We start from the raw sequence: 26135 nt of genomic DNA on the forward strand, positions 1-26135 counted from the left end.
ATGACATGATCAGCAAACCTGGAAGAATAGTGGGGCTCGGAATAATCCTGTCAGGATTATCTGCCTGTGCAACCTATCAGCCTGTTTTGTACCCCAATTCGTATTATCAATCTGTTGGAAAAGTTGCTGCAGAACGAGATATCAGAGAATGCAGACAGCTGGCTGAATCAGCCGGTGCCAGGGAAGGGAGCGGAAGTACCGGCAATACAGCGAGGAGAACAGCAATTGGAGCAGGTGCTGGTGCGGCCAGTGGTGCCGTTGGCGGGGCCATTGCCGGTGCAGCTGGACGGGGCGCCATGGTTGGCGCTGCCAGTGGCGCCACCTGGGGATTATTGTCAGGTCTGCTGGGTTCAGGAAGTGCTTCGCAACCTGCACCAGCCTATATGAATTTTGTAAATCGCTGTTTGCGTGAGAAAGGTTATGAAGTTACCGGCTGGCAGTAAAATCAGATTTTTACTTCGTTTGCCGGTATTTCTCCAGCTACGAATCGTTTTATATTAGCGAATGTCGTTAGTGCAATCTGATCAAGTGCTTCTTGCGTGAAAAATCCCTGGTGTGCAGTGATCAGCACATTCGGAAAAGTCATGAGCCGTGCGATGGTGTCATCAAGAATGATCTGCTCGGAAAGATTCTGAAAAAACAGATCTGCTTCCTGCTCATAAACGTCGATACCAAGATAGCCAATCTTGCCTGATTTCAACCCGGCGATCACGGCTTTGGTATCGATCAGTCCACCCCGGCCGGTATTGATCAGCATGACACCTGTTTTCATTTGTGCAATGACGCTGCTGTCGATGAGATAGCGAGTTTCTTCATTGAGCGGACAATGCAGTGAGAGAATGTCGCACCGGGAAAAAAGCTCATTCATGGGAACATACGGAATACCCATTTTCTCGATCTCCAGCTTCTTTACCGGGTCACAGGCGAGGATGTTGCAGCCCAGACCATGCATGATCCGGCAAAAAACTTCACCGATATGACCGGTACCAATCACACCAACCGTTTTTTTGTGAAGATCGAAGCCGAGCAGCCCGTTCAGCGAAAAATTCTGTTCACGAACACGGTTATAAGCTTTGTGTGTTTTGCGGTTCAACGTCATGATCATTGCCAGCGTGTGTTCTGCCACGGCATGAGGGGAGTAGGCCGGAACGCGCACCACTCTGATATTACAGGCATGAGCTGCTTTGATATCTACATTGTTGAAGCCGGCACAGCGCAGGGCGATGAGCTGCACATTCAATTGAGAAAGTTGGTGAATAACAGCTTCATTAAGGTTGTCGTTGACGAAAACACAAATTGCCTGGCTTCCGCTGGCCAGTGACACCGTATGCTCGGTCAGTTTTTCTTCCAGAAAAACGAGTTCAAATTGCGTATCGATATGATGTTTGAGGAAGGATTCACGGTCATACGGCTGGGTGCTGAAAAAAGTGATTTTCATTGAATGTTTTCCAGAGAGAAGCAGCAACGCTCAAGGAAAATATCGGGAAATATCCGGAAAGTCAAACGAGATAAAAGAAACCATGCGTTGGGATATTTTCTGCCATGTGGTCGATAACTATGGCGACATTGGTATTTGCTGGCGCCTGGCGCGTCAACTGGTTACGGAATTTGACATTTCTGTACGCATGCTGGTAGACGATTTAGGGGCGATGCAACGCATTTGCCCGGCAATCGACCCTCGTCTGGCAGTTCAGAATATCCGGGGAGTGGAGATTCTGCACTGGGTTGAACCGTTCGCTGATCTCGTGCCGGCAGATGTGGTGATCGAGGCATTCGGGTGTGAATTACCGCCACGTTATATAGCCGCAATGGCTGCTGCTTCACCCCGGTTTTCGGAGCCTGAAGGAAAAACAGATCGGATATGGATCAATCTGGAATACTTATCAGCCGAGCAATGGGTGGAAGGTTGTCACGGACTGGCTTCGCCACATCCCAGCTTACCGCTGATCAAATATTTCTTTTTCCCGGGATTTACTGCAGCAACTGGAGGGTTGCTGCGGGAAGCGGAACTGTTTACGCTGCGCGATGCATCACGCACTGATCCGGCAGGGTTGTGGCGCGAATTGGGTATCACCAATCCTGCTGCGGATGAGGCCACCGTTTCGCTGTTTTGCTATGACAGTGCTCCGATCAGTGATTTGCTGGAAGCGTGGGCTGGCTCTATTTCACCTGTTCGATGTCTGTTACCGGAAGGCACAGCTTCAGCATCAGCAGCCAGCTGGGCAGGAATATCACGCCTTGCGGCAGGAGATAGCATCCAACGCGGTAATCTGACTTTGCATGTCATCCCTTTTATGTCGCAGGAAAACTATGACCATTTATTGTGGGCGTGTGACTGCAATTTTGTACGCGGCGAGGATTCCTTCGTGCGTGCGCAGTGGGCAGTGCGGCCGATCGTCTGGCAAATTTATCCACAACAAGAAAACGTGCATCTGATCAAACTGGAAGCTTTCCTGGATCTCTATTGTCAGGAGCTGATCGAACCGGCAGCTGATGCAGTGCGCGCTTTTCATCGAAGTTGGAATAATAACGAACAACCGGATTGGAACTGTTTCTGGAAATATCGGGATGTGCTGCAACAGCATGCCATGGCTTGGGCTGAACGGCTTGCACAAATCCCGAATCTGGCTTCCAGTCTGGTAAATTTTTGCAGGAATCGGTGATTATTTACTCGTTCTGCCGGTGAAGTCAAAGTATAATGTTCTTTTTTTTCCATGACTTATAGTAAGTAATTAGATGAAAACTGCTCAAGAACTTCGTGTAGGCAATGTGTTCATGCTCGGCAAAGACCCCATGGTCGTGCTGAAAACCGAATTTACCAAATCGGGACGCAATTCCTCAGTGGTAAAAATGAAGTACAAGAATTTGCTGACTGAATCGCCTGGTGAAGCTGTATACAAAGCGGATGATAAATTCGATATAGTAGTGCTGGATAAGAAAGAGGTGAACTATTCCTATTTTGCCAGCCCGATGTACGTATTCATGGATGCTGAATTCAATCAGTATGAGGTTGAAGAGGAAACCATGAGTGATGCACTCAGCTTTCTGGAAGATGGTATGCCCTGCGAGGTTGTGTTCTACAACGATAAACCTATCTCAGTTGAATTGCCTAATACGGTTGTACGCGAGATCATTTACACCGAGCCCGCAATCAAAGGTGATACCACAGGCAAAGTACTGAAACCCGCAAAAATTCCTACTGGTTTTGAACTGGCGGTACCCTTGTTTTGTGAAATTGGCGACAAGATCGAAATCGATACCCGGACACGTGAATACCGCAGTCGCGTCAAGTAAGTTTTAAATAATCCCAAAAACGTTTCTCCAGATCATCATGCTCCGAATGACGTCCTTATCCCGTTCGGAGCAGATTCTGATTTATCAGATTAACTCGGCTTTTGCTGCTTATTTAATTTCGTATAATGTATAAGCAATAAAATCAATGGCTTGCACAATTACAAAATTTCCAGGAGAAAAATTCAGAGGAAAATTAGCGCGTGAAAAATTTGCATTCATGATTTAAAAAATAGTTGATCGTTGAAAAAATATCCAGAAAAAGAGGCAGCAAGAATTTCACGCCAACCCCAAAAGGGGGGGCGGCGACGGATAAACGCGGCCAAGTGCTTGCCGCATCCGTCTACGCCTAAAAACCATAAACCCCGTTTTGCAGGGTGGTGGATGGGGGGCGAGCGGCAGCAATCCCGAACCGTTACGGCGTAACCCGCGACGGAAAAAGCTGCAACCCACGATTACTGATGACCCGTAATCGCGGGAGTCGCTTATTTCCTGCTGGCCACAGAAAGGGCTTAAAACGCGATTTAAGCGATTTTCATCATTCCAACGCCTTCGGGGTGCTGCTCGATCGCTCTATCGCTGCGCTCATCGCTTCTCGCCGCACCCAGAGGCACAAACCGTTCATGGTGTATCCCCCTGAATGACCTTGACCGGAACCGAAGAGATCTCCCCGCAGATCCGATCAACCATGGACGCAAGGAAATTGAGGTGGACAGGCGTAAACGCCATACCATCTGGGGAGAGCAGACGACCGTCATGACACATCCAGCCGCGCCACGCATTACCGGGTAACGCAAACGGTACCAGTGCTGTTTCCCCAGAACCGACACGACGACGGTATTCCTTATCCCACATGCGGGCTTTGTCGATCGTCCAGTTAAGCGGGTAGAGATCGCCAGGAGTAAAGGTTTTGCCTTCAGGAGAAATCAATTTGTTACGTAGTAACATCCAGTTTTTCCACTCTTTACCGGGTAGTTCATAGCCCGTCAGGATACGAAGAAGCCGGAACGCGGCATACGGCATGTGAACCAAGCCGCGTTCCCAGTACTGGACAGTACGCAGTGAAACCCGAAGCATATCGGCAACCTGTTGCCGCGTAAGACCCGCCAGCAGCCTTGTTTCACGGATGGTGTCATAGTTCACAGGCTTGTACGGCTTGCGTTTGTAGTGGCGTTTACGCATGGCCATCCCCCTTGTGAAACTTGAGGCGGAAACGATGAAAACCCGATTTACGCGGTGGTCGAATATCAAGAGACGTAATGCACCAGATGTTGTGAGAATCCTTGAATCCCTTGATCCGACCTTCAGACAGCAATCGCCGAACACGCTGGGGAGTGATTCCATGAAAATTCGCAACATCCTGAACGGTGAAATATGAAATTTGAATATGCATCTAACCCCCCGAAATCCGTTGAAAATATGCTGTTTGAATAATTTCAAGGCTAAAAACCTGAAAACCCAGTCTGGGAGCGGGTTTGGAGTGCTTTAAAACCGGAGAAAAATGGACAGAATTGGCAGTAACTTTACGTGTTACTGGCACGTAAAGTTTTTTCTCAATCGCTGTCCCGGTTAACGAAGTTCTCCAGGGAACCATACTCAAGTTTGATTTCAAGCATGGCCAGCCGACACGGCAACCACAGGAAGAAATTGATCCAAAACTGCTTGAAACCAAGTCGTTCCATAGCCTTGATGAGCCAGGATGAAAAGGAACTGTTGATAAGCGCACAGAACAGGCCGCCATAGCGGTTTTTTTGATTTGACATAATGCATTTCCTCCTTTGTTTTCGTACCGGCGGCACGAGCATTGTATTTCGTATAATGTATATTATGTTAAATAGAAGATGCAGAGAACGAAGGAAGAAATTCAGAAGGAAGGCAGATTACATCGCTGATCTAATCTATAGATTGCTGACCCCTTTCGGACCATTAAGGCTCGCGTGCTGACAGTACCAGCACTTTTTGATACCCGCCACGCGCGGGTATTTTTTTGTCCGGAGAAAAATAAAAATGGATGATCTGATATACGGTATTAGCGTTGAAGTATTACAGGAAATCACAGGTGAAGAGCTGCGAGTGATCAAACAATGGAAGAAAGGCACGAGAAAGCCATCAGAATCGGCAATAAGGCTGATAAATCTATTTGTGCATGGCAAGGCATGTGCATTATTAGGAAATAGCTGGAATGGCTTCTATTTCAGAAATGGAAAATTATTTGTTCCTGAATGGCGTAATGGATTCTCGGCCGGGGAAATACGCACCCTGTTCTTTCGGTGTCAGCTGGTTGTGTATCTGGAAAGTGAGATCAGATTATTAAAGGCAGAGCTGGAGCGCAGAAACCTTGACATCGAAGAGTTGGAAATAAAGGCAGACTTCTACAGGCGGCAAATCAGCACAGAGAGCAAGTTCGGGATGATGCTGGAAAGATGCTTCGGGGTTATGTAGGAATACGGGGGGTGTGATAGCGCGTCAGGTCAGGCGTTACGGTGAGACCCGCGACGAAAAATCTGCGTTGCGCCGGTACCCTAAAACCAACACCGGGTCCGGCGGCCTCGATATTTTCTGCTGGACAAATGAGAACCGCCAGAGGGCGAACCAACTGGCGGCTATGATCATCATTTTTGAATCGGGCAATGGAGGTACAAATCACCCGGATATGGTATCGGCGGCAATCCGCAGGACTTTAGACTTTTGTCTCTTGACCAGGCCAACCGCTCGACACTGCCTTGCGGCAGGTCTCCGGAGGGACGACAAGGCGCTCCGCGCTCTTGCCGTAGCAGATGCATTTGGCTTGCGTTGCCACGCAAGCCCCTACTTTAGACCAATCAATCTGATCAGATACAAGGGCAAGAGTAACGGGACGGGCAACAGTTGTGACGGTTGTTACTGGGGCCGATGTTAATTTTTGCTGGGATAAATGAGGGTCATCCGTCTTTTGTTCATCCTTGACAACTTTTGGAGATTCTGATGATTTTGAATCAAGGAAACGATCCTTGAAGGTGAAACCCGTATAGATAAGTGCGAAGAAAGCAATCGGTACAACGTAAGCCATGAGAGGTTTACGACGTTTCTGCGTAATATGCATGCTAGCTGATCTGTAGAGTCCGTAAGCTTCTTTCGGTAGCTCGTAACGCTGTGATACTGCCTTGAGTTTGCTACTTGTGGCCCTGACTGTTGCGCAGTATTCAGGCCATTCGTAACGCTTCCTGCCATGCCAGTCTGAAAGCATATGAATGTGCTTATCGACTACTGCCAGCACATTCTTATGTATCAACTGAGGTGCCTGAGTAATCAGGACAAATTCCAACCCGTGATGGCGATGTTTGGTTAAGTATTTGATGTCTTCTCCGGGCTCCCTGGAACCAGAGGCTGGCCAAAGATACTGAACCTCATCAATTACGATAAGTGCACCCTCAGTAATGTTCTGCAACCGCGAGGGTTTTTCATCGTCAGGAATCGGAATACCAGATGGGTTTTCAACCTCGACAAGTTCCCTGTCAGCCCATCTTTTCACCTGGCTATAACTCAGGGAAATTGCCGGGAGTTTGAGTTCAGGAATCCCGGCGGTGTAAACAACTCTATCGGCTTCAACAGCGGGCTTGATGATGTTCCAGACAGCAAAAATTGTTTTACCCGCACCCGGTGCGGCAGTAATTAAAGTAATGCTCATTTGTTGAGAACACCAAGTGTTTTACGCTGTACCTGAAAAGCAACCCGAAAAGTGATAGCGGCTGTAACGATACCAAGGCACTGACCAAGGCCAGCAAGGTTAGCAAGATTCGCAACGGAAGATGGCAACCCGAAGTATTGAGTTTGCATGTAAGTCAGTGCAGCACCTACGCTGACCGTGAGGCCCGCATAGCTGATAACCCCGATACCCAGCGATGTAAGTACACGTACAGCAAGCGGCCCGGCAGCAGCTTCGAGAAATGCGCCCAGCGGGATAAGTATGTTCATGTTGTTAATCTCATCAAAATATTAAAAGCATGTTCTTCTGCTAGTCGTAAGTGGTAGTTAAGTGCCAGCGCGAGATATGCCGGCAACAATAAACATCGCGGCAACAGATGCAAAAAGCACAAAGATCGGCCGCAACTGCACAGCTGTATCACAGGCTGGTTGCCAACTGACAGGAAAAGTCACGCCCTGAACGGTAAGTATTTCATCCGGCGGACATGTCCCCTCCCCCCAGGATTCCGGAGTCTGCAAATTAAACTCTGGTTGTTCTTCTTCAAGTTGAGCTGGCGGAACATCATCAAACGATACGGTAGTTTCATCGGTGCCAGTTTTGGGCGGCGAGTTATCAGAGGTTGAAGTCTGAGTGTTGGTGATTTCGTTGTTTTCGTTGTAAGTCGTGATCGTGGTAACTTCGGTCACGTTATAAGTAACGTTATTGGTTGTGCTGGTATCTTCGACCTTGACAGATGTGGTTGCAACTTGTGTGCCGGTGATGTTGCCCTGGGCATCTTTGGTTTGTGTGGATGTCTGGGCAATCTGCTGGATTACGGGGGCAGATTGGGTTGAGGCCAAAACCGGGACGGGGGCATCAGAGTTATAGAGGGCTTCGGCGGTTTGTTGGGGTTGGGCATTGAGCTTGGTTTCAGCGTCTGTCCAGTGCGTTTCAGTAACAGGCACGGGGGCATTGTTGTGTACGCACTCGTTGCCAACTTTGGTATATCCAGTAAAGCAATTTCCACTGTTGACTTTGACGATTGAGTAATTAGGGGGCGCTGTTTCTGTTGGCGGATTGTTAGTCTTGTCGGAGTAGATGCAATAAGAGGTACCGCCAGAGACTTCTACACGTAAGAACGTCAGATTATTCGGGGCGAAATGGACTGCCGCGCGGTAATCAAAACTTTTACAAAGAAGGTCTGCTGTAACGTGAGTCAAGCTAACATAAAACGGATGACGCCAGTAACCCGTTTCGGTGGTTACTGGGTAACCAGCCGGCATATCAGGGGCATATTCAATCTCACCCGATTGGGAATTTCGGCAGATATCAGTAAGGTCACAAACGGTATCATAGAGAGCAATTGCGGTACCAATTGCCGGTAGAGTTTTTAGAAACCGGGTTGCGGCTTTTCCGACTTTTGAGGGTTCAACCGGAAAGGTTTTTTCAACCGGGACGAGAAATTGACCTTTTGAGGTGTTGACGGGGATATCTTTGGATATGCCGGCATTGGGATATGCGAGCGAGGTTCCACCGCCGGGGCGTTGTATATGTACCTCACCATCAATGACTTTAACGTTCGGATACGGATCGTGAAATTCGTAGGCGGAGACGACGGGAACGTAGAAAACGCCGAGTATGGCGCAGACGATCAGCTTCCGAACAGTATCCATGTCGATCCCAATATAGCGAGCAAAACATAAAGAGCGTTTGGATCATCAAACATAATCAACTCCTGATAACTTCAGCGACTTTTTTAGCCATGTAAGCAACAACCCAAGCGCCCGCGATAAGCCAGGCTGCATCAATAGCATCATGCATTTGTGCGTTAGGGTCACAAGCGATCTGTTGCGGTATGTAATCAGTGCTTACTGGTACGGGTATTAAGCCAGTATTCGTACGTGTGATAACGATCTTGTCGGTAGACGGGACACACCGGATTGTGTATGCCCCGTCCGGGGAAACAGTCGGGCAATTACCGGCAATCTCTTGATGGAGGTCAAGAGTTGTGGAATAGCATTTGCCTTGGTAGTAATTGCCCATTTGATCAGCCTCTTAGAATACTCTGGTGATCCATTTCCAAACTTTGATGCCAACAACGATGGTAATTACCAAAGCGCCAGCAGCAGCAATATCAGCTTTAGCCGCTGTAATAGCCGTTGTCACATCTTCGGGCAAATCGGCACGTGCAGATGCGGCGAAAAGTACCAGCGGGGATGCGTAAGCAGCATTGGTCAGGCGCTGTTTAAAGTTTTTCATTTGTTACTCCTATTTAAAGTTAAAGAAAGGCGGCATGCGTAATACACACCCCCCAACCCCGCAGGCTGGGGGCTGGGTACTACCGGGCAGGAGATGCAGCAGCCGGGACGGGTCGAAGAGCATTGATCACCGTCTTGGGGCCTTTATTGCTGGATAAGGTCAGAAACTCGACTTCGCAAACCAGTGGGAAATCGTGATTCATTAAGGCTTTGGCTTCTTTGGATGATGCGAGCGGATAAGCTGTAGTCGAAGACCCTTTGGCAGTGCCTTTTCTGAAATCAAGCAGATGTTCGATAAACACCTTGCCTGAATCAATATGTTTTCCATCATCAAGGGTTCCGTCAAAAAACGTGATTCCGGTCACTTTTACTTTTTCAATTGCCATTTGTTTTTCCTTACGCCTGTTGAATGCCTGTTCCGGATGTGGCGGATAAACCCGGGGCAGAAAATTAACCGTAGTTCTGGATGTACCAGTCGGGAGCCGTGAGTGGCTTGAGTTCTACAACGCGAACCCTTGAGGGAAGATGGTGAACGTTGTTCGGGATGGAGATATCAACGCCGTAGGCGAGTAATTCAGTGCGGTGACGATAGCGAGTAGCCCTACTGATATCTAACGGAAGCCCTAATTTCCAACTGGCATAAGTCGATCGAAGATGCTTCGGAAGATCGTTAAAGTTTTCGTATTTCATGTCCTCTAACCTCTGAAGTTGTGTGCGGTCGGCGTATATCTGATTGAGATTGTCTTGTGTGATTGCGCCTAGATAAGCAAGGTTGTTTTGTAAAAGGAAGCGGGATTTAAGGGTGAATTCTTCCCGAAGAATGCCTTCGGTTTTGCAGTAGTCGATGACGTCATCAGAGACGTGTGAGCCGGATTTCTTGGAACGATGCTTTTCCAGTTCTTGATATTTGGCGTAGAGCTTGCCGTAGACGTATTTAGACCCCCTGCCGTATTCAACCGTCCCGGAATCAGGAGACAGTGAACCTTTTTGACGGCCAACATGCTGGCCTGCCATGTGGCAAAGGACGGCATGCATGGATTCTTTGGAGCCAGTGCTGTAATTACAGGTCAGATCGATGCGGGAGACACGAGCGCCTGACCATGACCAGCCGGTATCAGCGAATTTATAGAGCTTGCCGGATGTGAACGGCGGCAGACCCAGAAGCGACAGCAGATCGTTAATGCGGGCAATCGTTGTCGGCCAATCATATCCAAAAAGATTGTCACGACGGCCATAGCGGGAAATGTTACCGGTGAATTCAACCGTATTGCCATCGCAGCGAACCTGAACGCGGGAATCATACGAACCTTCAATGATGCAGCGCACATCGGTTGAATATTCGATCTCACCATCCGCATCAACTTTGAGAACTTTTCCATCATTCAGAACCGGCAGACCCCCGCCAAAATACTCCTGACGGATGGTCACGTAGTCGATGAAAACCGGGGAAGTTTCCATGGCTAAAATGAGCAAAAAGTCTCACCGGTGAGACTAACTTTACGTGTTACTGGCACGTAAAGTATTTTTTGCCCTTCGCTTCCCCTTCCCTCACTCCTCGCTGGCGCTCGTCGTTCGGTCTGGTTGCGCTCGGTTTGATAGTAGAAATCGAGAACGGTTAGAAGGTTGAAAATCTGGCCGGGTGGCAGCGAACTGGTGTCGTCGAGTGCGGAGAGATAGCAGCGGGCGGCGAAGTGGTTGCCGGGTTTGGTGATATTGCGGAGTAGAAAGCCAAAAATACTGTACTGCAATGACAATTGATTAAGTGCCGGATATGGCGTAATACCTGATTCTGTAAGCATTTTTCCTCCACATTGAATGACCCTGTTTGACTTGTGGAATTAAGAACCCTAGAATATTGGGGTAATTTCACGCATCAAATTTAATGCAGATATTAAGCGCATCAAAACCAATGCGTCAAGGAGAAAAAATGAACGAACTTAAAAAATATATAGAAACCGGAACAGAAAAGGCCGGAACACAGAAAGAACTAGCAAAAATTATAGGAATCGCTGACGCAAACTTGAGAACAGCTAAATCAGGAATCAGAGGATTACCAATTGAGGTTTGTATACAGCTAGCAAATTACCTCAAAGAAGACGAATTGAAAGTAATACTGGCAAGCGAAATGGTCACTGCAAAAGATGAGAAGAAGAGAAAAATATTAGAAAGCTGCATGCAAAAGTCAAAAGAAAGAATAAGCGCAATGATTGTAGGCGGCTTAGTTATTTCAATGCTAACCCTCTCCCCGCTTGAGTCTGCAGAAGCAAAAGTCGTTGAAAATCAGGATTCTATGTATATTATGTAAAATTAATTGCAAGAAATGCTATAGACGCTATAGAAAGAGGAAGGCAGATTATCTTTCTGATCTGCTTTACAGATTATTGCTGGCCCTTTTCAAATCACTTGAATCAGAACTGCGTGGATATTATTGTCTGTTGCATGGCCTTTGTGGCATTCTGCTTATATCAAATGAAACGGGGGAAAATTCGAGGAGTTGACAATGAACTATTATACTTTTCTGGAAAGTCCTGTGGATCGACTGTTACTCACGAGTGATGGTGAGTTTCTTACAGGCGTGTATATGGAAATAGAGATACAGAAACTGCTGCCTCGCATGACAGATGACTGGCGGCAGGATGCCGCCCCTTTCGCAGAGGCGATTGCTCAGTTGAATGCTTATTTCGCGGGGGAACTGATTCAGTTTGATCTGCCCATGAAAGCGACTGGCACACCATTTCAGGAAGCGGTTTGGCAATCACTTAGCACTATTCCCTATGGTGAGACTGTCAGTTATAAAAATATCGCAGAACGCCTGCACTTACCCAAGGCCGCACGTGCAGTGGGTATGGCCAATGGTCAGAATCCCATTTCGATCATTATCCCCTGTCATCGTGTTATCGGTGCCAATGGCAAGCTGACAGGTTATGGGGGGGGAATTCATCGTAAACAGTGGCTGCTGGCACATGAAGACAAGCAAACTTCTTTTGCCTGACGCCACAGCTCAGTTGGTTCGGTTATTGCCTGTCCTCATAAACCTGTCTGACAATAGCTGCATACTGCGCAAGTGATAAATTCTCGGCTCGCAATCCGGAATCGATTTCCAGCCGTTCAAAATCATCGGCTGTCAGATAATGACGCAGTGTATTGCGCAACGTTTTACGCCGCTGGGAGAATGCAGCGCTTACCAGCTCGGCAAACAGTCGTTCATGTTTCAATGGAATAGTCGGTTCTGCTTTTGGGCGCATGCATACAATGGCAGACTGAACTCGCGGAGGCGGGTCAAACGATTCCGCTGGCACAACCAGCATTTGTTCCATTTCAAACCGGTTCTGCAACATGATTGACAAACGTCCGTAATCCGGTGTGGAGGGCAGTGCAACCATTCGTTCCACCACTTCGAGCTGCAGCATGAAGTACATATCAGTAATCAGGCTGCTGAAGCGGGAAAGATGAAACAGCAGTGGCGTGGAAATGTTGTAGGGCAGATTTCCGATGATCCGTAGCCCCTCCCCCAATTCTGAGAAATCAAATTTCAGCGCATCGATATTGTGTATAACCAGCTTACCGGGATAAGTACGGGACAGGTAATCGACGATATCACGATCTATTTCAATGACTTGAAGTTCATCCAGGACGTTCAGCAGAGGCTTGGTCAGCGCACCCAGCCCCGGCCCGATTTCGATCATTCGATCGCCAGGTACCGGGTGAATGATATGAATGATTTCTGCGATGACAGAAGTATCAACCAGAAAATGCTGGCCGAAGCGTTTGCGGGGGGTATGCCGCATATCAGTTTACCGGATAGGTTTTGAGTGACTCGTCTGTCTGCTGGTCCAATTTCTTCAAATTTCCAGCTATGACAGATCGTTTCTGGCGCGGTGTGTTTTTTCGATGAGCATCAGTGCCGTTTCAATGGCGGTATTCATGCTGCCAGGATCAGCCTGCCCGGTTCCTGCCAGTTCCAGTGCCGTACCATGATCGACAGAAGTACGGATAATGGGCATTCCCAGACTGATATTCACACCATGGCCAAAGCTGGCGTGCTTGAGTACCGGCAATCCCTGATCATGGTACATGACAAAGATACAATCGTATTCCTTGAGTTTGGGGGGATTGAACAAAGTATCCGCCGGTAACGGGCCGAGCAGATTCATCCCGTCATTACGCAGTTTTTCCAGTACCGGGATAATCACGTCGATTTCTTCCCGGCCGAGGTGCCCGGATTCTCCCGCATGGGGGTTCAGCCCTGCTACGGCAATACGTGGATTTTCAATGGCAAAACGTGTTACCAGATCGCGGTGAATGATGCGCAGTTTCTGTTCCAGCCGTTCCGGTGTAATAGCGGCAGGCACATCCTTGAGAGGCAGGTGGGTAGTGGCAAGTGTCACTCGCATCCCCCCCCCTGCCAGCATCATGACCGCGTGGCTGTTCGTCAGTTCGGACAGGTACTCGGTATGCCCGGAAAAAGGGATACCTGATTCACTGATAATGCCTTTATGTACGGGTGCCGTGACCATGGCATCGGCTTCATGAGTGGTGCAGGCTTCAACCGCAAGCCGCAGTGTCGTCAGTACATAGGCGGCATTATTGACATCGAGCTGGCCTGCCACAACCGGATTGTTGACAGGTACATGCTGTACAGATAATTGACCGGCCCGGTGAGGCTGAACATTGTCAGGATCATCCTCGTGCAGTTGCAAAGGTAGCCTCAGTTTTTCAGCGCGCTGATCGAGCACATCACGATCAGCAATGACAGTCAGTCGACAGGGCAAGTTTCGTTGTGCAATCTGCACACATAAATCGGGGCCGATACCGGCAGGCTCACCCGCAGTCAATACCAGTCTGGCTATGGAAGAAAGCGTCATATCGTCGATTCGGTCAATATATTCGGCAGCTTATGAATGAAGTGCATCTGCATCAGTTATCCTCAACTTTATATTCCACGTAAGCCTGGTCTCTGAGCTGTTGCAACCATTCCTGCACAATGGCATCTGCCTTGCGCGCATGTATGGTATGGCGCGCCGCTTCCCGTTGCTGGCGTTCACTCACATCCTGTGAGCGTCGCTCGATGACCTTGATCAAATGCCAGCCAAAAGGAGTACGCACAGGCGGGCTGACTTGCCCCGGCAACAACGCATTCATCGCCTGTTCAAATTCAGGCACGGTATCTCCCGGCGAGACCCAACCTAAATCTCCTCCGGCAGATGCACTGGCATCCTCCGAATGTGCCTTGGCTACATCCATGAAATCTGCACCGTTATGAATACGTTCCATGAGCTGATTGATCAACTGATGAGCATCCTCTTCCGAAACCAGTTCGCTAACCTTGATCAGAATATGCTGTGCATGGGTCTGTTCAATGATCGTCACCTTTTGTTCCTGCTGCCGACGTTCGAGTAATTTAAGGATATGAAAACCCACCGGGCTTCGTACTACCGGGGTAACCTCTCCCGGTTGCATATTCACCAGCATTTCAGTAAATGGCGAACCCAGTTGACCCAGTGGCCGCCAGCCAAGCTCTCCTCCCTGCATCGCATCCGGTGCATCAGAAAATTCAGCAGATACCCGCACAAAATCTGCCCCCTGGCGGAGACTTTCATAAGCGGTCTCGGCACGTTTATGCCTGGCTTCGATTTGCGCCTCATCCATCTGTTCCGAAATCTGCACCAGGATATGTGCAATACGATATTCCTCATTACCGGCAGGTGAATTAGCCTGATTCTGCAGGAAATTATCGATTTCATTCTCTGTGACATTGACACGACTGTTGACTTCCTGTTCTTTCAGTCGGGACATCAGGATTTCACCGCGAATTTCCTCACGAAACCGATTCATGTCGGTTCCTTCCTGGAGAAGTACCTGCCTGAATTCATCCATGGTGAGATGGTTATCCTGGATAATCCGGCGCAAAGTCTGGTCGAGATCATTATCACTGACCGTCAATCCGATTTCCTTGGCACGCTGTAGTTGTATACGTTTTAGAATCAAACGCTCCAGCAGTTGTTTCTCCAGAATTTCCATGCGGGGTAACTGGGTATTCTGTCTCTGTAATTGTTGAACTGTATTTTGCAACACCTCGTTGATTTCCTGCTGAGTGATGACTTCTTCATTGACAACCGCTACGATGCGGTCGATCGGCTTAATATCCTCTCTCGAATAAGAACTCTGGGCAAAAACATCGGCTGCCAGCATAGTGGCAAAAACGGCATAGATCAGCCAGTATTTCCTGAATTTCAATTGCCTGTCACTGCTGAATTGGATCATTACAAATCTGTCCTCATATAACCCGGAATGGTCTGTTGCAGCACACGTACCGGATTGGTGCCGATTCTCATCAAATCGTTCAACTCCAGCTGAACGAAAATATTGGTCGAAGTGCGCTGTGTCGCAGTCGTGAAATGGCTGGTCACAAATCTCAATGACCAGCAGCAGGCGTTATACTCAAGACCCAGCAGACCGGCAAGTAATTTGTCATCTTTCAGCGAGTAATTGATGGCTGCAAAACCTTGCCATTTTTTCAGGAATGGCCATTGAGTGGAAAGATCGACCTGCTCCAGCACATCCCGGGTGAAACGATAACCTGCATTGATAACCTTTCCGGGTGCCGGACGATAGCTGATACCAGTACGTATTTTTTCGATCAGAAAATTATTCTGGTTGAGCTGTATCCCGGTATCTGTCTTGATATTCTGTGTGATCCCACCGGAAAGCTCTGCGATGAAATCGGATCCTGCTCTCGTGACCTGAGGGGAAGTGAGTATCACCCGGCGATCACTGAAACGGATTCTCTGCCCTGCCGAGAAACGCAGGCGTTCATTACCGGTTGCTGAATGAATCAGACGGGAACTGACTGCCAGTGTAATTTCATTGGCATCGTTGATCCTGTCTTCACCGCTGAACCTTCTTTCCAGAAATAACTGAGGGTAACTGAAATCCATTTCAGCAGAATCGAAGTTGGGCAACAACTGCTGATCTCTATAAGGAATATAGGTATAGAAAACACGTGGTTCGATGGTTTGAACGAAATTCTCGCGCGCCAATGTCGTATCGCGTTCCAGCACTATCCCGCTATCGAAGCTGAATATCGGTACCGTCCGGCTGAGATGTTTATCATTTGCTGCCGGATTGGCCGGCTCATTCAGGTCATAGCGGGTATGGTGCAGTGATACCCGCGGCCGGATAAAACCAAAGGAATTTTCCAGCGGCAAGCTTACGCCTGGAAGAAATGTCGTACGCAGGCCATGTGGTAAGGTTGAATGCGAAAAATGCGTGAAACTGCCGGAAAAATCAAAATCCAGGCCATATACATTCCTTTTTGCCGCATTCAGTGTAAATCGCGGCAGGATTTTGAATGGCGAGATGATGGGAGCTCTGGGGTCCTGAAGGGTCTGGAATTGTTGCAGCAGTGTACTGAAAGTGAGCGTGCCATTGCGACCCAATTCCCTGAAATAACTGGCAAAACCCTGTTGCAGCAAGTTGGTCTGGGAGGTAAAGAGAATGTTATTGCCCAAATCGCGAAAATAATTGCGATCCGAGGCACTGTTGTAGTTGATCATGCCGAACCATCCCGCACCCAGATTGTGGAAATGATTGAGCTGCATGCCGTAGCGAGTGGTATCGGTTTCCAGATCATTCGGCAGATAATCCAGTAAGAACCGGCCATTGAGCGTCTGTCCGATATAACGAAATTCATTATTGAGCATCACTCCACGTCGGCTCATGAGACGCGGAGTAATCGTGGCATCGTAGTTGGGCGCAATATTCCAGTAAAAAGGAACAGAAACCTCAACCCCGCTTCTGCTGGTGTTACCCATAATCGGAGACAGAAATCCGGTTTTCCGCTCATTGCCGAAAGAGAAATTCATCCACGGCACATACAGAATCGGCACATCCTTGAAGCGAACCGAGGCATGGCGTGCGGTTCCCACTTTCTTTTCTTTATCGATTTCCAGATCATCTGCCAGGATGTACCAGTCATGATCATCCTCGGGGCAGGTGGTATAGCGTGCCTTCTTGAATCTGTATTGATTTTCTCCTTCCAGCAGCAGCAGGTTTCCATCACCCCGGCCGTTTCCATCTTTCTGAAGATATCGCGGCTCACTCAATTGGCCTGTGTTGTCATTCAGGTTCATTTGCAGATAACTGCCCCATAAAATATCATCCGGGCGTTCGAGTTGTGCATTACCCTCGACTTCCACATTCTCGTTACTCTGATAATATTTTACCCGGTCAGCCGTCAATGTCTGGTCGCCACGGCGCATACGCACATTGCCGATCGCTTCGATCTCTTGCTGGTAATGTCCGTCGATGTGATCTGCTTCGATATAAATCGGCTGGCGCTCACTCGATGCAGGAGATAAGTCTGCACTCATGACCCTGACCGGCAGCAATACCAGACAGGCGTACAGTATCAGGCACAATTTAAGTGTATTCATTCAAGACTGAAACTTTAATGAAGTTTTTGCAGATGCTTTTCTGTAAAGGCGCTATTATCCGATAATTTTTCCGGAAGCTCGACCGGAACAAAGGCCTGGTTGCTGTTGATTTTGAATGTTTTCAGGTAACAGCCCGATTTTGTTCCGGGATGAATAAAGCATATCCGGAAACTCACGCCAATCAGTTATTTTATGCACTTCCACTGTTTCAATGTCTGATCTCAATACTGTTTTCTCGGCTGACGGGCTACTTGCCCGGAATATACCAGACTACCGTCCCCGCACCCAGCAACTGGAGATGGCGCAGGCCATCGCGCAAGCCATAGAGAGTCAGGAGGTTCTGGTTACCGAGGCCGGTACAGGTACGGGTAAAACCTATGCCTATCTGGTACCGGCTTTGTTATCAGGCGGAAAGGTCATTTTATCGACGGGTACCAAAACGTTACAGGATCAGCTTTTTCAACGCGATATCCCAACCGTGCGTGCCGCTCTGAAAATACCGGTCACTATCGCATTGCTGAAAGGACGTGCCAACTATATCTGTCATTATCATCTTGAACGTACCCTGAATTCAGATCATATTCACTTTGCCAGCCGCACTGAAGTAAAGTATCTCAATCTGATCGAACGCTATGCCGGTACCAGCAGCCACGGCGATAAAAGCGGGCTGGATAAAGTCCCGGAACAAGCTGCCATCTGGCAGCACGTCACTTCCACACGGGAAAACTGTCTGGGATCGGATTGCCCGCATTACCGACAGTGCTTTGTGATGGAAGCGCGCAAGCGAGCACTATCAGCCGATATCGTAGTTGTCAATCACCACCTGTTCTTTGCTGATGTCATGCTACGTGATGAGGGTCTCTCCGAATTACTGCCTGCCTGCAACACCGTGATATTTGATGAGGCGCATCAGTTACCCGAAGTGGCCAGCCTGTTTTTTGGTGAATCGGTCAGTACCGGCCAGATACAAGTTCTGGTACGTGATACCGATACTGAAGCACTACTCGAGGCAAAGGATTTTGCTCCCTTGTTCGATGCCACGGCAGCTGTCGGGAAAGCGGTGCTGGATCTGCACCTGACAATCACGGAAAAACATACACGCATGTCTTCCGCTTCCGCTGCACGCTATCCCGGTTTCAGTGAAGCGCGGCAAGTCTTACAGGAAAAACTGGTGCTACTGGCCGGATTGCTCGAAACTCAGGCGGTTCGTTCGCAAGGGTTGCAAAACTGCTGGCTGCGGGCACAGACTCTGCTCAATCGGATCAGGCAGTGGCATGAACAATCTGAATCCCGGGAATTCATCTGCTGGGTCGAGACCTACAGTCAAAGTCTGCAATTCAACACTACACCTTTATCCGTTGCAGAAACATTCAGCAAACAACTCGATGCTTCCGCGCGCGCCTGGATATTCACCTCCGCTACCCTGTCAGTCAAAAAGGATTTCTCTCATTACAACCGGATGATGGGATTGTTCGAGGCTAAAACGGCCAATTGGGACAGCCCGTTCGATTTTCCCAATCAGGCGTTACTCTATGTGCCTTCCCAACTGCCCGATCCAAATACGCCACACTACACTGAAAGTATCGTTCAGGCTGTGTTGCCGGTCATCAAGGCAAGCCAGGGACGGGCATTCATCCTGTGTACCAGTCTGCGCAACATGCAACAGATCCATGAATTGCTGCAGGTTGCCTTTCAACGGGAACAGCTTGAATTTCCCTTGTTGTTGCAAGGACAGGAAGCTCGCTCTGCCCTGCTGAATCAGTTTCGCCAGCTGGGCAATGCGGTGCTGGTGGGAAGCCAATCCTTCTGGGAAGGTATCGATGTAAAGGGAAATGCCCTTTCACTGGTCATCATCGACCGGCTGCCCTTTGCTTCACCGGATGATCCGGTATTGTCTGCACGCATCGAAAAATTTACCCGTGAAGGCCGTAATGCATTCATGGAATACCAGTTACCCCATGCGATCATCAGCCTGAAACAGGGAGCCGGCCGCCTGATACGAGATGAAAAAGATCGTGGGGTGCTGATGATTTGCGACCCGCGGCTGGTATCCAAACCTTATGGCAAGCAGATCTGGCAAAGCCTGCCACCGATGAAACGCACGCGGGATCCGGATGAAGTATTACGTTTTCTGGAAAATGTTGACCAGTAATTCCATTTCTAAATCAAAACTAACTTTGTCGGCTTCGCCTGGCCGTATTATTTATACTGTCTGCGGCTCGCCTTCGTGTCATTTTTGATTTGGGAATGGAATAACATCTGTTTGTATCAATGGAAATCAGGCTTTATTCTTCTGTGGATAAAACAATCAGCATGCGAATAAATTCCATGATCTCGGGGCGAAACACATCGTTGTGGTTTTCGATCAGGCGTTTATCAACCTTCACATTCAGATAAGGATTGTGAATGACTGTGTGCTCCAGGTTTCTCAGCTCTGTGCTGCCAAATTGGATTGCTTCTCCAGGTTGCTGATTTTTCCAGATAGCTTTGGCCTGGTGATAAACGGCTGCCATGCTTTTACTGGCGGGGTGTAATTCGTGGCTTTGTAAAAATTCGAAGTGACCTACTGCTTGACGATCGGCTGCACCCTCGCTGTAGGAAAGCGGTCGATTACAATCATTACGTTTGATCGTGCTGTGTGTTTCAAAAAATGTTGAGAAAACCCGTCCGGCAGGAAAGGCGTATTTGGTAGCAAAATCCGCTTCGGAAGTGAGTATTACCAGCCGTGGAGGCTGATCCTGAAAATAACTGCAGCGTGCCTGGGCCAGATCATAAAGCGGAGCATACTTGAGTGCTTCAAACGCCGGGTTGAGCAATACCACAAGATCTCCAAACCCTTCTGCGTTATCGACATAATTTTTGTCACCAGCGCTGTTGATAAAACGATCTGCCAGAATCTGTGCAGCGGCACTGTACACCGCCGCACCGCCAAAGCTGTGGCCTAAAATAACCAGACGGCTTTTGACCGGGGGTTCCTGTGTATTCTTGATGTTACGGATTTCTTCCAGCCTTAACAGCAGCTCGGCCATACCAAGGTAACCCACTTCATGTGCCGTATTCTTCCGATCCCAGAAAGTGACGTTGTTTATCCAGGGTATATCAATTGATTCACCACGCCAGCCGACGTATATACCGACTACCTTGCGTGGTGTTCTGTCCTGGTGCAAATGGCTCTCGACTTTGCTCAATTCAGCCAGGTTGAGTTTGAAACTTTCCACATTGGCATCACCCTGCTTGGCATTGTGATGCCAGCCGTGAACGAACACATTGATTAACAGACTTTCTTTTGATGCCAGAGTATACAGTTCATTGAGCAATGCCTGCATTTGTACACGATTGCGGAGTTGTCCCTGATCATCGATCTCGACGAAACCGAGCAGATATTCCCTTTCTGTTCCTTTGTCGTGAAGCTGGATGGCATGGGATTCACATGATTCCTGTGCTGTTACTATGCAATTGCTGAAATTACTGCGATAGATTTCATTGGAAGTGCAGGCGGATAATAGTATGGCAGTGAGCATTACTAAAAACAGCCTGGAAAAAGCAGTTTTCATTTGAATCTCCTTGCGTTTGAGGATTTTTCAATATGCAATACAATTCCTGATTATATCCATAAGGCATGGTGATATGCAGACAGGTAATCTGTTTACAGGATTTTCCACTCCGCGAAAAGGTGAAACTTTCGAGACACTGCTCTCCCGCAGAAACCTGGTGATCGAACGTATCGTCAGCTCTGCCGAACTGTCTCCACAAAAATACCAGCAAGTACAGGATGAATGGATCGCACTGCTGAAAGGTACAGCCATACTCGAAGTAGACGGAAAAACTATTGAGCTGAATACCGGAGACTATCTGTTTCTGCCGGCCAACACCCCACACACTGTCAAATGGACATCCCACGGCGCGCTCTGGCTGGCCGTTCATGTGTATTGAGAACCTGTTCAAGCCCCCACCTCGATTGAGACCCTAAACAGATTCCAGGAAAAACCGGCAGCTTTCTGGTTGTATCGTCAACGGCAAGGCCGTGCTGGATTGGGTGATGGAACGCTCTGGAACTGCTCTGCCGCGTAGTCAGAAAGTGAGTCTGGAAACGCTGAAGATTATGAATAAACTGCCAGAACTGGAAATTTTCGCTGTGGAATAACTGGATTGCTTCGGTGTACTACCTCGCAAGGACAATCGAGGGTTGGAATCAGCCAGGCTTCCCGCCACTTCCTTGTGCCAATCCTCTGCTGCCGATATCCCGGCGCATCTGACAGCCATCGAAATGGATGTCTGCTGCAATCGCATAAGCTCGTGATTGTGCTTGCCGGATGTCCCCACCCAAAGCGGTCACACCCAGTACGCGCCCGCCGAATGTCAGTATTTCTGTCGAATCTGTACTATTCAGCGCAGTACCGGCATGAAAAATGTGAAATTCATCAGAATGATGCTGAGCAGCCATCACTGAATCCAGCCCATGAATGATGTCATTTTTCCTTGGATTGTCAGGATATCCTTGGGCTGCCATGACTACACATAACGCCACCCGCTGATCCCATTCAATATTTGTCTGATCCAGTGTGCCATCGACAGCGTGCTCCAGCAGGATAAACAGATCAGATTTCAATCGCAGCATGATAGTCTGCGTTTCCGGGTCTCCGAGGCGACAATTGAATTCCAGTACCCTGACTTCGCCTTGCGGGGAAATCATCAGCCCGGCATACAGAAATCCGACATAAGGTTGAGATTGTTGTGTCATGCCCTGGATTACGGGCATGATGACCTTCTGCATGATTCTGTCATGCAATTCGGGCGTAATGACCGGTGCCGGAGAATAGGCGCCCATCCCCCCCGTATTGGGTCCTTCATCGTTATCCCGCAGGCGTTTGTGATCCTGGCTGGTGGCCAGAGGCAGAACATTCTTTCCATCCGACAGGACGATGAAACTGGCCTCCTCGCCTTCCAGGTAATCTTCGATCAGAATATGCGCACCGGCCGTACCCAACCGGTTGTCCACCAGCATGGCATCCACTGCCGCATGCGCCTCGGACAGAGTTTGCGCCACGACCACGCCCTTACCGGCCGCCAGTCCATCAGCCTTGATGACGACCGGCAGGGAATGCTGGTCGATATAGCGATGTGCGGCCGCTGCATCATCAAACGTTTCACAGGCAGCGGTTGGAATGCCATGACTGAGCATGAATGCCTTGGCGAAACTTTTGGAACCTTCCAGTCGTGCACCCTTCCGGGTGGGTCCGAATATTCTCAAGCCTGAAGCCTGAAAAGTATCGACGATGCCCTCCGTCAATGGCACCTCCGGGCCAACTACGGTCAGATCGATCTTCTCCTGCCGGGCAAACGTCACCAGATCAGGAATGGAAGTCATTGGAACATTTTCCAGCTTGGCTTCCAACACCGTTCCGGCATTACCAGGCGCAACGAAGATCTTTTCAATCAGGGGAGATTGGGACAGTTTCCATGCAATGGCATGTTCCCTGCCACCACTGCCGATAACGAGTAATCTCATGCTAATGCCTGAAATGTCTGACACCGGTAAAGACCATAGCCACCCCTTGCTCATCAGCTGCCGCGATGACTTCCTCATCACGAATACTGCCGCCGGGCTGAATCACAACCCCGGCACCCGCCTGGGCAAGTACATCCAGACCATCCCGAAATGGGAAAAATGCATCCGATGCAACAACTGATCCATGCAAATCAAGGTTGGCCTGCTGTGCTTTGATCGAAGCAATACGTGCACTGTCCACCCGGCTCATCTGCCCGGCCCCGATACCGAGCGTCTGGCCGTTGGCACAAAATACGATGGTGTTTGATTTGACGAATTTCGCCACTCTCCAGGCAAACAGACAATCTTCTATTTGTTCACGAGTGGGTTTTATCCGTGTGACGACCTGCAACTGATCTACCGTGATATCGAGATCATCCGGTGTTTGAACCAGCAGTCCACCATCCACCCGTTTCAGATCATAGACATTGTTGTGTTTATCCAGCGGTACGGTCAATACCCGGATATTGGGCTTGTCTGCCAGCAAATGTCTGGCTTCCGGGCTGAATTCCGGTGCAATGATGACTTCCACAAACTGTTGCAATACTGCTTTGGCCAGATCAGCCTCGACAGCCCGGTTGATCGCGATAATGCCGCCAAAGGCCGATACCGGATCAGTGGTAAATGCCTTTTTATAAGCAGCCAGCGCGGTATCGGCAATAGCCACACCACACGGATTGGCGTGTTTAATGATTACGCAGGCCGGTTTATCAAAAGTTCTGACACATGCCCATGCGGCATCGGTATCAGCAATATTGTTATAGGAGAGCTCCTTACCCTGAAGCTGGTCATAGTCCGCAAGACTGCCCGGAACATTTGTCGTATCACGATAGAACGCTGCCTGCTGGTGAGGGTTCTCACCGTAGCGCAACGGCTGGGCCAGCGTAAAACTCAGATTGAGCTGATCCGGAAAACGTTTGCGCTGTGAGCTCAATGGCTCCAGTGCAGTCAGATAATTACTGATGGCGCCATCATAGCGCGCCGTATGGGAAAAAGCTTTTTGTGCCAGCTGGAAACGATAGTCATGATCGATTGATCCGTCGTTAGCGCGTATTTGTTCCAGCAGTGGCCCGTAATCCTGTGGGTCGGTCACGACAGCGACACGCTGGAAATTCTTGGCAGCGGCCCGGATCATGGTAGGCCCGCCGATATCGATGTTTTCGATTGCTTCTTCAAACGAACAATCCGGTCGGGTAATGGTTTGAGTAAACGGATACAGATTGACCACCACCAGATCGATCGCTGGAATCTGTGCTTGTTCCATCACTTGTCGATGCTCAGGCAAATCCATCCTGGCGAGAATGCCTGCATGTACCTTAGGGTGCAGCGTCTTGACCCGTCCATCTAGCATTTCGGGGAAACCGGTATAGTCGCTTACTTCTATGACGGGAATACCTGATTCCTGCAGTAATCTTGCGGTTCCACCGGTCGAGAGAATGGTGATATTGAATTGGTGCAGAGCTGCTGCCAGCTCAACTATGCCTGTTTTGTCGGAAACGCTGATCAGCGCCTGTTTTATGCTCATTTGGAAATTTACCGGATCTGATGTTTGGTTAATCGGTTGCGCAAGGTATTGCGATTGATGCCCAATAATTCAGCAGCTTTGCTTTGATTGCCCTGAGCATAATGCATGGCGATCTCTATGAGCGGTTTTTCCACACTGCGTATGACCATTTCATAGATAGGGCATGGTTTTTCACCATCCAGATCCTGGAAATAGGCTTCTACTGCTCTGCGGATACAAAGTGCAATCTCGTTTTCGTTGATAACCGTCATGCTTCGATGACCTCTTCGTCGATATAAGTAAGCGTGCGGCCCTGATCGGCCAGCTCTGCAAAAAACTGCTGTGTAGCTGCCAGCTGTTCTTCAACTGTCGCCAATCGGTTCATGGCATGACGGAAAGCAGCAGAACCGGCAAGCCCGCGTGTGTACCAGGAAATATGCTTACGCGCTATTCGCACACCCGAGTATTCACCGTAAAAATGATACAACTCGTACAGGTGATCGATCAGGACACGCTGAATTTCAGCTACCTCAGGGGGAGGCAGAAAGCTGCCTGTCGTCAGATAATGATCAGTTTCGCGGAAAATCCAAGGTTTTCCCTGGGCGGCACGACCGATCATGACAGCATCGGCACCGGTATATTCGAGTACCGCCCAGGCTTTTTCCGGTGTAGTGATGTCGCCATTGGCAATGATGGGAATTCTGATCGAAGTCTTGACTGCAGCGATCGTGTCATATTCTGCCTGCCCCCGGTAAGCACAGGCGCGCGTACGGCCATGTATGGCCAGCGCCTGTATGCCTGCACTTTCCGCAATACGCGCAACGGTAATTGCATTTTTGTGCTGTGTATCCCAACCGGTTCTGATCTTCAGAGTTACCGGAATATCCACGGCCTGCACTACGGCATCAAGTATCCTGCTGACCAGATTTTCGTCTTTCAGCAAAGCAGATCCCGCCATGACATTGCAGATTTTTTTGGCGGGACAACCCATGTTGATATCGATGATTTCGGCACCCTGATCCGCATTATGACGCGCGGCTTGTGCCATCATAACCGGATCTGCGCCTGCAATCTGCACTGAAACCGGTTTTACCTCTCCGTCGTGACAGGCACGGCGCCGGGTTTTTTCCGATCCATATAACAGCGAGTTACTGGAAACCATTTCGGAAACCGCCATCGCAGCGCCCATCCGTTTGCACAGTTGCCGAAAGGGCCGATCGGTGACCCCTGCCATGGGAGCAACGATCAATTTATTCTTGAGCGTATAGGAGCCAATTTGCATGAAGCAGGAAGAATTCGTTCAAAATATCAGAAGGAAAATCCGGTAACTGTCGACCCGTTCCGGTAATCATTCGAAGTTCAATGGAAATAATTAGAAAAACCGGCCTGATTTCCGGATCTGGACAAACCTGCTGCAGGCTATCCGGGAAATATC

At 49.0% G+C, this 26135-nt stretch carries 28 protein-coding genes; 8 read left to right on the forward strand and 20 right to left on the reverse strand.

Translation table 11 applies throughout. The features are described from left to right. Positions 1 to 5 precede the first annotated feature (5 nt). Positions 6 to 443, forward strand: coding sequence for a glycine zipper family protein (locus B5D58_RS02595; RefSeq protein ID WP_011111511.1), 438 nt, complete (start codon positions 6 to 8; stop codon positions 441 to 443). Positions 444 to 445: 2 nt separating this feature from the next. Here the strand turns inward: B5D58_RS02595 and B5D58_RS02600 are convergent, their stop codons facing one another. Then, complete coding sequence (locus tag B5D58_RS02600; RefSeq protein WP_011111510.1) at positions 446 to 1438, reverse strand: 2-hydroxyacid dehydrogenase; 993 nt, start codon at positions 1436 to 1438, stop codon at positions 446 to 448. Positions 1439 to 1520: 82 nt separating this feature from the next. On the opposite strand from B5D58_RS02600, the gene earP reads away from it, so the two are divergent. Together earP and efp are read left to right on the forward strand one after the other, a co-directional pair. Further along, on the forward strand, positions 1521 to 2663 hold the full coding sequence (gene earP / locus B5D58_RS02605; RefSeq protein ID WP_011111509.1) for an elongation factor P maturation arginine rhamnosyltransferase EarP: 1143 nt from the start codon (positions 1521 to 1523) through the stop codon (positions 2661 to 2663). Between the two features lie 73 nt (positions 2664 to 2736). Further along, positions 2737 to 3294, forward strand: a complete 558-nt coding sequence (gene efp / locus B5D58_RS02610; protein ID WP_011111508.1) for an elongation factor P — start codon at positions 2737 to 2739, stop codon at positions 3292 to 3294. Positions 3295 to 3912: 618 nt separating this feature from the next. On the opposite strand, the gene B5D58_RS02615 is transcribed toward efp, so the two are convergent. The 3 genes from B5D58_RS02615 to B5D58_RS02620 form a co-directional block, all read right to left on the reverse strand. Then, a complete protein-coding gene (locus B5D58_RS02615; RefSeq protein WP_041356583.1) occupies positions 3913 to 4473 on the reverse strand; it encodes a VC1465 family Xer recombination activation factor in 561 nt (186 codons plus the stop codon). Continuing rightward, positions 4466 to 4684, reverse strand: a complete 219-nt coding sequence (locus B5D58_RS13815) for a MerR family transcriptional regulator (RefSeq protein WP_159445006.1) — start codon at positions 4682 to 4684, stop codon at positions 4466 to 4468. Before B5D58_RS13815 ends, B5D58_RS02615 begins: the two co-directional genes overlap by 8 nt. 160 nt (positions 4685 to 4844) lie before the next feature. After that, positions 4845 to 5054, reverse strand: a complete 210-nt coding sequence (locus tag B5D58_RS02620; protein ID WP_041356579.1) for a hypothetical protein — start codon at positions 5052 to 5054, stop codon at positions 4845 to 4847. Positions 5055 to 5298: 244 nt separating this feature from the next. Here B5D58_RS02620 and B5D58_RS02625 point away from each other — a divergent pair, with 244 nt between their 5' ends. Next, the gene (locus B5D58_RS02625; protein WP_011111505.1) at positions 5299 to 5733 is read left to right on the forward strand and encodes a DUF3653 domain-containing protein; all 435 of its coding nucleotides are present in this window, start codon (positions 5299 to 5301) and stop codon (positions 5731 to 5733) included. A 238-nt stretch (positions 5734 to 5971) separates the two neighbouring features. Here the strand turns inward: B5D58_RS02625 and B5D58_RS02630 are convergent, their stop codons facing one another. The 7 genes from B5D58_RS02630 to B5D58_RS02665 all read right to left on the reverse strand — a co-directional run bounded on the left by B5D58_RS02630 (position 5972) and on the right by B5D58_RS02665 (position 11012). Next, entirely contained in the window at positions 5972 to 6958 is a 987-nt protein-coding gene (locus B5D58_RS02630; protein WP_011111504.1) for a zonular occludens toxin family protein, read from the reverse strand. Next, positions 6955 to 7245: a DUF2523 domain-containing protein gene (locus B5D58_RS02635; RefSeq protein ID WP_011111503.1), complete on the reverse strand. Its 291-nt coding sequence runs from the start codon at positions 7243 to 7245 to the stop codon at positions 6955 to 6957. The genes B5D58_RS02630 and B5D58_RS02635 overlap by 4 nt, the downstream gene beginning before the upstream one ends. 57 nt (positions 7246 to 7302) lie before the next feature. Continuing rightward, on the reverse strand, positions 7303 to 8628 hold the full coding sequence (locus B5D58_RS02640) for a virulence factor TspB C-terminal domain-related protein (protein WP_011111502.1): 1326 nt from the start codon (positions 8626 to 8628) through the stop codon (positions 7303 to 7305). 382 nt (positions 8629 to 9010) lie between these two features. Then, positions 9011 to 9214 (reverse strand): major capsid protein, encoded by a 204-nt coding sequence (locus B5D58_RS02650; RefSeq protein WP_011111501.1) that lies wholly within the window; start codon positions 9212 to 9214, stop codon positions 9011 to 9013. Between the two features lie 79 nt (positions 9215 to 9293). Continuing rightward, positions 9294 to 9599, reverse strand: a complete 306-nt coding sequence (locus B5D58_RS02655) for a hypothetical protein (protein ID WP_011111500.1) — start codon at positions 9597 to 9599, stop codon at positions 9294 to 9296. Positions 9600 to 9663: 64 nt separating this feature from the next. Further along, on the reverse strand, positions 9664 to 10671 hold the full coding sequence (locus tag B5D58_RS02660; RefSeq protein ID WP_011111499.1) for a phage/plasmid replication domain-containing protein: 1008 nt from the start codon (positions 10669 to 10671) through the stop codon (positions 9664 to 9666). 2 nt (positions 10672 to 10673) lie between these two features. Beyond that, positions 10674 to 11012: a hypothetical protein gene (locus B5D58_RS02665; RefSeq protein WP_011111498.1), complete on the reverse strand. Its 339-nt coding sequence runs from the start codon at positions 11010 to 11012 to the stop codon at positions 10674 to 10676. Between the two features lie 128 nt (positions 11013 to 11140). On the opposite strand from B5D58_RS02665, the gene B5D58_RS02670 reads away from it, so the two are divergent. Both B5D58_RS02670 and B5D58_RS02675 read left to right on the forward strand, forming a co-directional pair. After that, on the forward strand, positions 11141 to 11518 hold the full coding sequence (locus B5D58_RS02670) for a helix-turn-helix domain-containing protein (RefSeq protein WP_041356575.1): 378 nt from the start codon (positions 11141 to 11143) through the stop codon (positions 11516 to 11518). A gap of 195 nt (positions 11519 to 11713) precedes the next feature. Next, positions 11714 to 12205: a methylated-DNA--[protein]-cysteine S-methyltransferase gene (locus tag B5D58_RS02675; RefSeq protein WP_011111496.1), complete on the forward strand. Its 492-nt coding sequence runs from the start codon at positions 11714 to 11716 to the stop codon at positions 12203 to 12205. Between the two features lie 22 nt (positions 12206 to 12227). On the opposite strand, the gene rsmA is transcribed toward B5D58_RS02675, so the two are convergent. From rsmA to B5D58_RS02695, 4 genes are all read right to left on the reverse strand, one after another. Continuing rightward, positions 12228 to 13001 carry a 16S rRNA (adenine(1518)-N(6)/adenine(1519)-N(6))-dimethyltransferase RsmA gene (gene rsmA, locus B5D58_RS02680; RefSeq protein WP_011111495.1) on the reverse strand — a complete coding sequence of 258 codons (774 nt, stop codon included), beginning with the start codon at positions 12999 to 13001 and terminating at the stop codon, positions 12228 to 12230. Positions 13002 to 13067: 66 nt separating this feature from the next. Further along, on the reverse strand, positions 13068 to 14078 hold the full coding sequence (gene pdxA, locus B5D58_RS02685; RefSeq protein ID WP_011111494.1) for a 4-hydroxythreonine-4-phosphate dehydrogenase PdxA: 1011 nt from the start codon (positions 14076 to 14078) through the stop codon (positions 13068 to 13070). Positions 14079 to 14130: 52 nt separating this feature from the next. Beyond that, the gene (locus tag B5D58_RS02690) at positions 14131 to 15477 is read right to left on the reverse strand and encodes a peptidylprolyl isomerase (protein WP_011111493.1); all 1347 of its coding nucleotides are present in this window, start codon (positions 15475 to 15477) and stop codon (positions 14131 to 14133) included. Continuing rightward, positions 15477 to 17648: an LPS-assembly protein LptD gene (locus tag B5D58_RS02695; protein ID WP_011111492.1), complete on the reverse strand. Its 2172-nt coding sequence runs from the start codon at positions 17646 to 17648 to the stop codon at positions 15477 to 15479. Before B5D58_RS02695 ends, B5D58_RS02690 begins: the two co-directional genes overlap by 1 nt. Before the next feature lie 211 nt (positions 17649 to 17859). Here B5D58_RS02695 and B5D58_RS02700 point away from each other — a divergent pair, with 211 nt between their 5' ends. Beyond that, positions 17860 to 19800 (forward strand): DNA repair helicase YoaA, encoded by a 1941-nt coding sequence (locus B5D58_RS02700; RefSeq protein ID WP_011111491.1) that lies wholly within the window; start codon positions 17860 to 17862, stop codon positions 19798 to 19800. Between the two features lie 133 nt (positions 19801 to 19933). On the opposite strand, the gene B5D58_RS02705 is transcribed toward B5D58_RS02700, so the two are convergent. Further along, positions 19934 to 21202: an esterase gene (locus tag B5D58_RS02705; RefSeq protein WP_011111490.1), complete on the reverse strand. Its 1269-nt coding sequence runs from the start codon at positions 21200 to 21202 to the stop codon at positions 19934 to 19936. 73 nt (positions 21203 to 21275) lie between these two features. Between B5D58_RS02705 and B5D58_RS02710 the strand changes: the two genes are divergently transcribed. Then, positions 21276 to 21581 (forward strand): cupin domain-containing protein, encoded by a 306-nt coding sequence (locus B5D58_RS02710; RefSeq protein ID WP_011111489.1) that lies wholly within the window; start codon positions 21276 to 21278, stop codon positions 21579 to 21581. Between the two features lie 259 nt (positions 21582 to 21840). Here B5D58_RS02710 and purD read toward each other — a convergent pair whose 3' ends face one another. The 4 genes from purD to dusB are packed head-to-tail and all read right to left on the reverse strand — an operon-like array spanning position 21841 to position 25982. Continuing rightward, complete coding sequence (gene purD, locus B5D58_RS02715; protein WP_011111488.1) at positions 21841 to 23157, reverse strand: phosphoribosylamine--glycine ligase; 1317 nt, start codon at positions 23155 to 23157, stop codon at positions 21841 to 21843. Between the two features lies 1 nt (position 23158). After that, positions 23159 to 24721, reverse strand: coding sequence for a bifunctional phosphoribosylaminoimidazolecarboxamide formyltransferase/IMP cyclohydrolase (purH, locus tag B5D58_RS02720; RefSeq protein WP_011111487.1), 1563 nt, complete (start codon positions 24719 to 24721; stop codon positions 23159 to 23161). Between the two features lie 8 nt (positions 24722 to 24729). Beyond that, positions 24730 to 24972: a helix-turn-helix domain-containing protein gene (locus B5D58_RS02725; protein ID WP_011111486.1), complete on the reverse strand. Its 243-nt coding sequence runs from the start codon at positions 24970 to 24972 to the stop codon at positions 24730 to 24732. After that, positions 24969 to 25982, reverse strand: a complete 1014-nt coding sequence (dusB, locus tag B5D58_RS02730; RefSeq protein ID WP_011111485.1) for a tRNA dihydrouridine synthase DusB — start codon at positions 25980 to 25982, stop codon at positions 24969 to 24971. Before dusB ends, B5D58_RS02725 begins: the two co-directional genes overlap by 4 nt. Between the last annotated feature and the right edge of the window lie 153 nt (positions 25983 to 26135).

Source organism: Nitrosomonas europaea, assembly GCF_900167395.1.
Taxonomy (GTDB): Bacteria; Pseudomonadota; Gammaproteobacteria; order Burkholderiales; family Nitrosomonadaceae; genus Nitrosomonas; species Nitrosomonas europaea.

What these genes read in the sequence shown, in the direction of transcription:
- B5D58_RS02655 (WP_011111500.1), bottom strand. Translation starts at nt 9,599, where the DNA reads ATGGCAATTGAAAAAGTAAAAGTGACCGGAATCACGTTTTTTGACGGA.
- pdxA (WP_011111494.1), bottom strand. Translation starts at nt 14,078, where the DNA reads ATGACGCTTTCTTCCATAGCCAGACTGGTATTGACTGCGGGTGAGCCT.
- B5D58_RS02595 (WP_011111511.1), top strand. Translation starts at nt 6, where the DNA reads ATGATCAGCAAACCTGGAAGAATAGTGGGGCTCGGAATAATCCTGTCA.
- B5D58_RS02600 (WP_011111510.1), bottom strand. Translation starts at nt 1,438, where the DNA reads ATGAAAATCACTTTTTTCAGCACCCAGCCGTATGACCGTGAATCCTTC.
- efp (WP_011111508.1), top strand. Translation starts at nt 2,737, where the DNA reads ATGAAAACTGCTCAAGAACTTCGTGTAGGCAATGTGTTCATGCTCGGC.
- B5D58_RS02670 (WP_041356575.1), top strand. Translation starts at nt 11,141, where the DNA reads ATGAACGAACTTAAAAAATATATAGAAACCGGAACAGAAAAGGCCGGA.
- B5D58_RS02640 (WP_011111502.1), bottom strand. Translation starts at nt 8,628, where the DNA reads ATGGATACTGTTCGGAAGCTGATCGTCTGCGCCATACTCGGCGTTTTC.
- B5D58_RS02725 (WP_011111486.1), bottom strand. Translation starts at nt 24,972, where the DNA reads ATGACGGTTATCAACGAAAACGAGATTGCACTTTGTATCCGCAGAGCA.
- purH (WP_011111487.1), bottom strand. Translation starts at nt 24,721, where the DNA reads ATGAGCATAAAACAGGCGCTGATCAGCGTTTCCGACAAAACAGGCATA.
- earP (WP_011111509.1), top strand. Translation starts at nt 1,521, where the DNA reads ATGCGTTGGGATATTTTCTGCCATGTGGTCGATAACTATGGCGACATT.
- purD (WP_011111488.1), bottom strand. Translation starts at nt 23,157, where the DNA reads ATGAGATTACTCGTTATCGGCAGTGGTGGCAGGGAACATGCCATTGCA.
- B5D58_RS02705 (WP_011111490.1), bottom strand. Translation starts at nt 21,202, where the DNA reads ATGAAAACTGCTTTTTCCAGGCTGTTTTTAGTAATGCTCACTGCCATA.
- B5D58_RS02700 (WP_011111491.1), top strand. Translation starts at nt 17,860, where the DNA reads ATGTCTGATCTCAATACTGTTTTCTCGGCTGACGGGCTACTTGCCCGG.
- dusB (WP_011111485.1), bottom strand. Translation starts at nt 25,982, where the DNA reads ATGCAAATTGGCTCCTATACGCTCAAGAATAAATTGATCGTTGCTCCC.
- B5D58_RS02635 (WP_011111503.1), bottom strand. Translation starts at nt 7,245, where the DNA reads ATGAACATACTTATCCCGCTGGGCGCATTTCTCGAAGCTGCTGCCGGG.
- B5D58_RS02630 (WP_011111504.1), bottom strand. Translation starts at nt 6,958, where the DNA reads ATGAGCATTACTTTAATTACTGCCGCACCGGGTGCGGGTAAAACAATT.
- B5D58_RS13815 (WP_159445006.1), bottom strand. Translation starts at nt 4,684, where the DNA reads ATGCATATTCAAATTTCATATTTCACCGTTCAGGATGTTGCGAATTTT.
- rsmA (WP_011111495.1), bottom strand. Translation starts at nt 13,001, where the DNA reads ATGCGGCATACCCCCCGCAAACGCTTCGGCCAGCATTTTCTGGTTGAT.
- B5D58_RS02625 (WP_011111505.1), top strand. Translation starts at nt 5,299, where the DNA reads ATGGATGATCTGATATACGGTATTAGCGTTGAAGTATTACAGGAAATC.
- B5D58_RS02710 (WP_011111489.1), top strand. Translation starts at nt 21,276, where the DNA reads ATGCAGACAGGTAATCTGTTTACAGGATTTTCCACTCCGCGAAAAGGT.
- B5D58_RS02660 (WP_011111499.1), bottom strand. Translation starts at nt 10,671, where the DNA reads ATGGAAACTTCCCCGGTTTTCATCGACTACGTGACCATCCGTCAGGAG.
- B5D58_RS02650 (WP_011111501.1), bottom strand. Translation starts at nt 9,214, where the DNA reads ATGAAAAACTTTAAACAGCGCCTGACCAATGCTGCTTACGCATCCCCG.
- B5D58_RS02615 (WP_041356583.1), bottom strand. Translation starts at nt 4,473, where the DNA reads ATGCGTAAACGCCACTACAAACGCAAGCCGTACAAGCCTGTGAACTAT.
- B5D58_RS02665 (WP_011111498.1), bottom strand. Translation starts at nt 11,012, where the DNA reads ATGCTTACAGAATCAGGTATTACGCCATATCCGGCACTTAATCAATTG.
- B5D58_RS02695 (WP_011111492.1), bottom strand. Translation starts at nt 17,648, where the DNA reads ATGAATACACTTAAATTGTGCCTGATACTGTACGCCTGTCTGGTATTG.
- B5D58_RS02620 (WP_041356579.1), bottom strand. Translation starts at nt 5,054, where the DNA reads ATGTCAAATCAAAAAAACCGCTATGGCGGCCTGTTCTGTGCGCTTATC.
- B5D58_RS02690 (WP_011111493.1), bottom strand. Translation starts at nt 15,477, where the DNA reads ATGATCCAATTCAGCAGTGACAGGCAATTGAAATTCAGGAAATACTGG.
- B5D58_RS02675 (WP_011111496.1), top strand. Translation starts at nt 11,714, where the DNA reads ATGAACTATTATACTTTTCTGGAAAGTCCTGTGGATCGACTGTTACTC.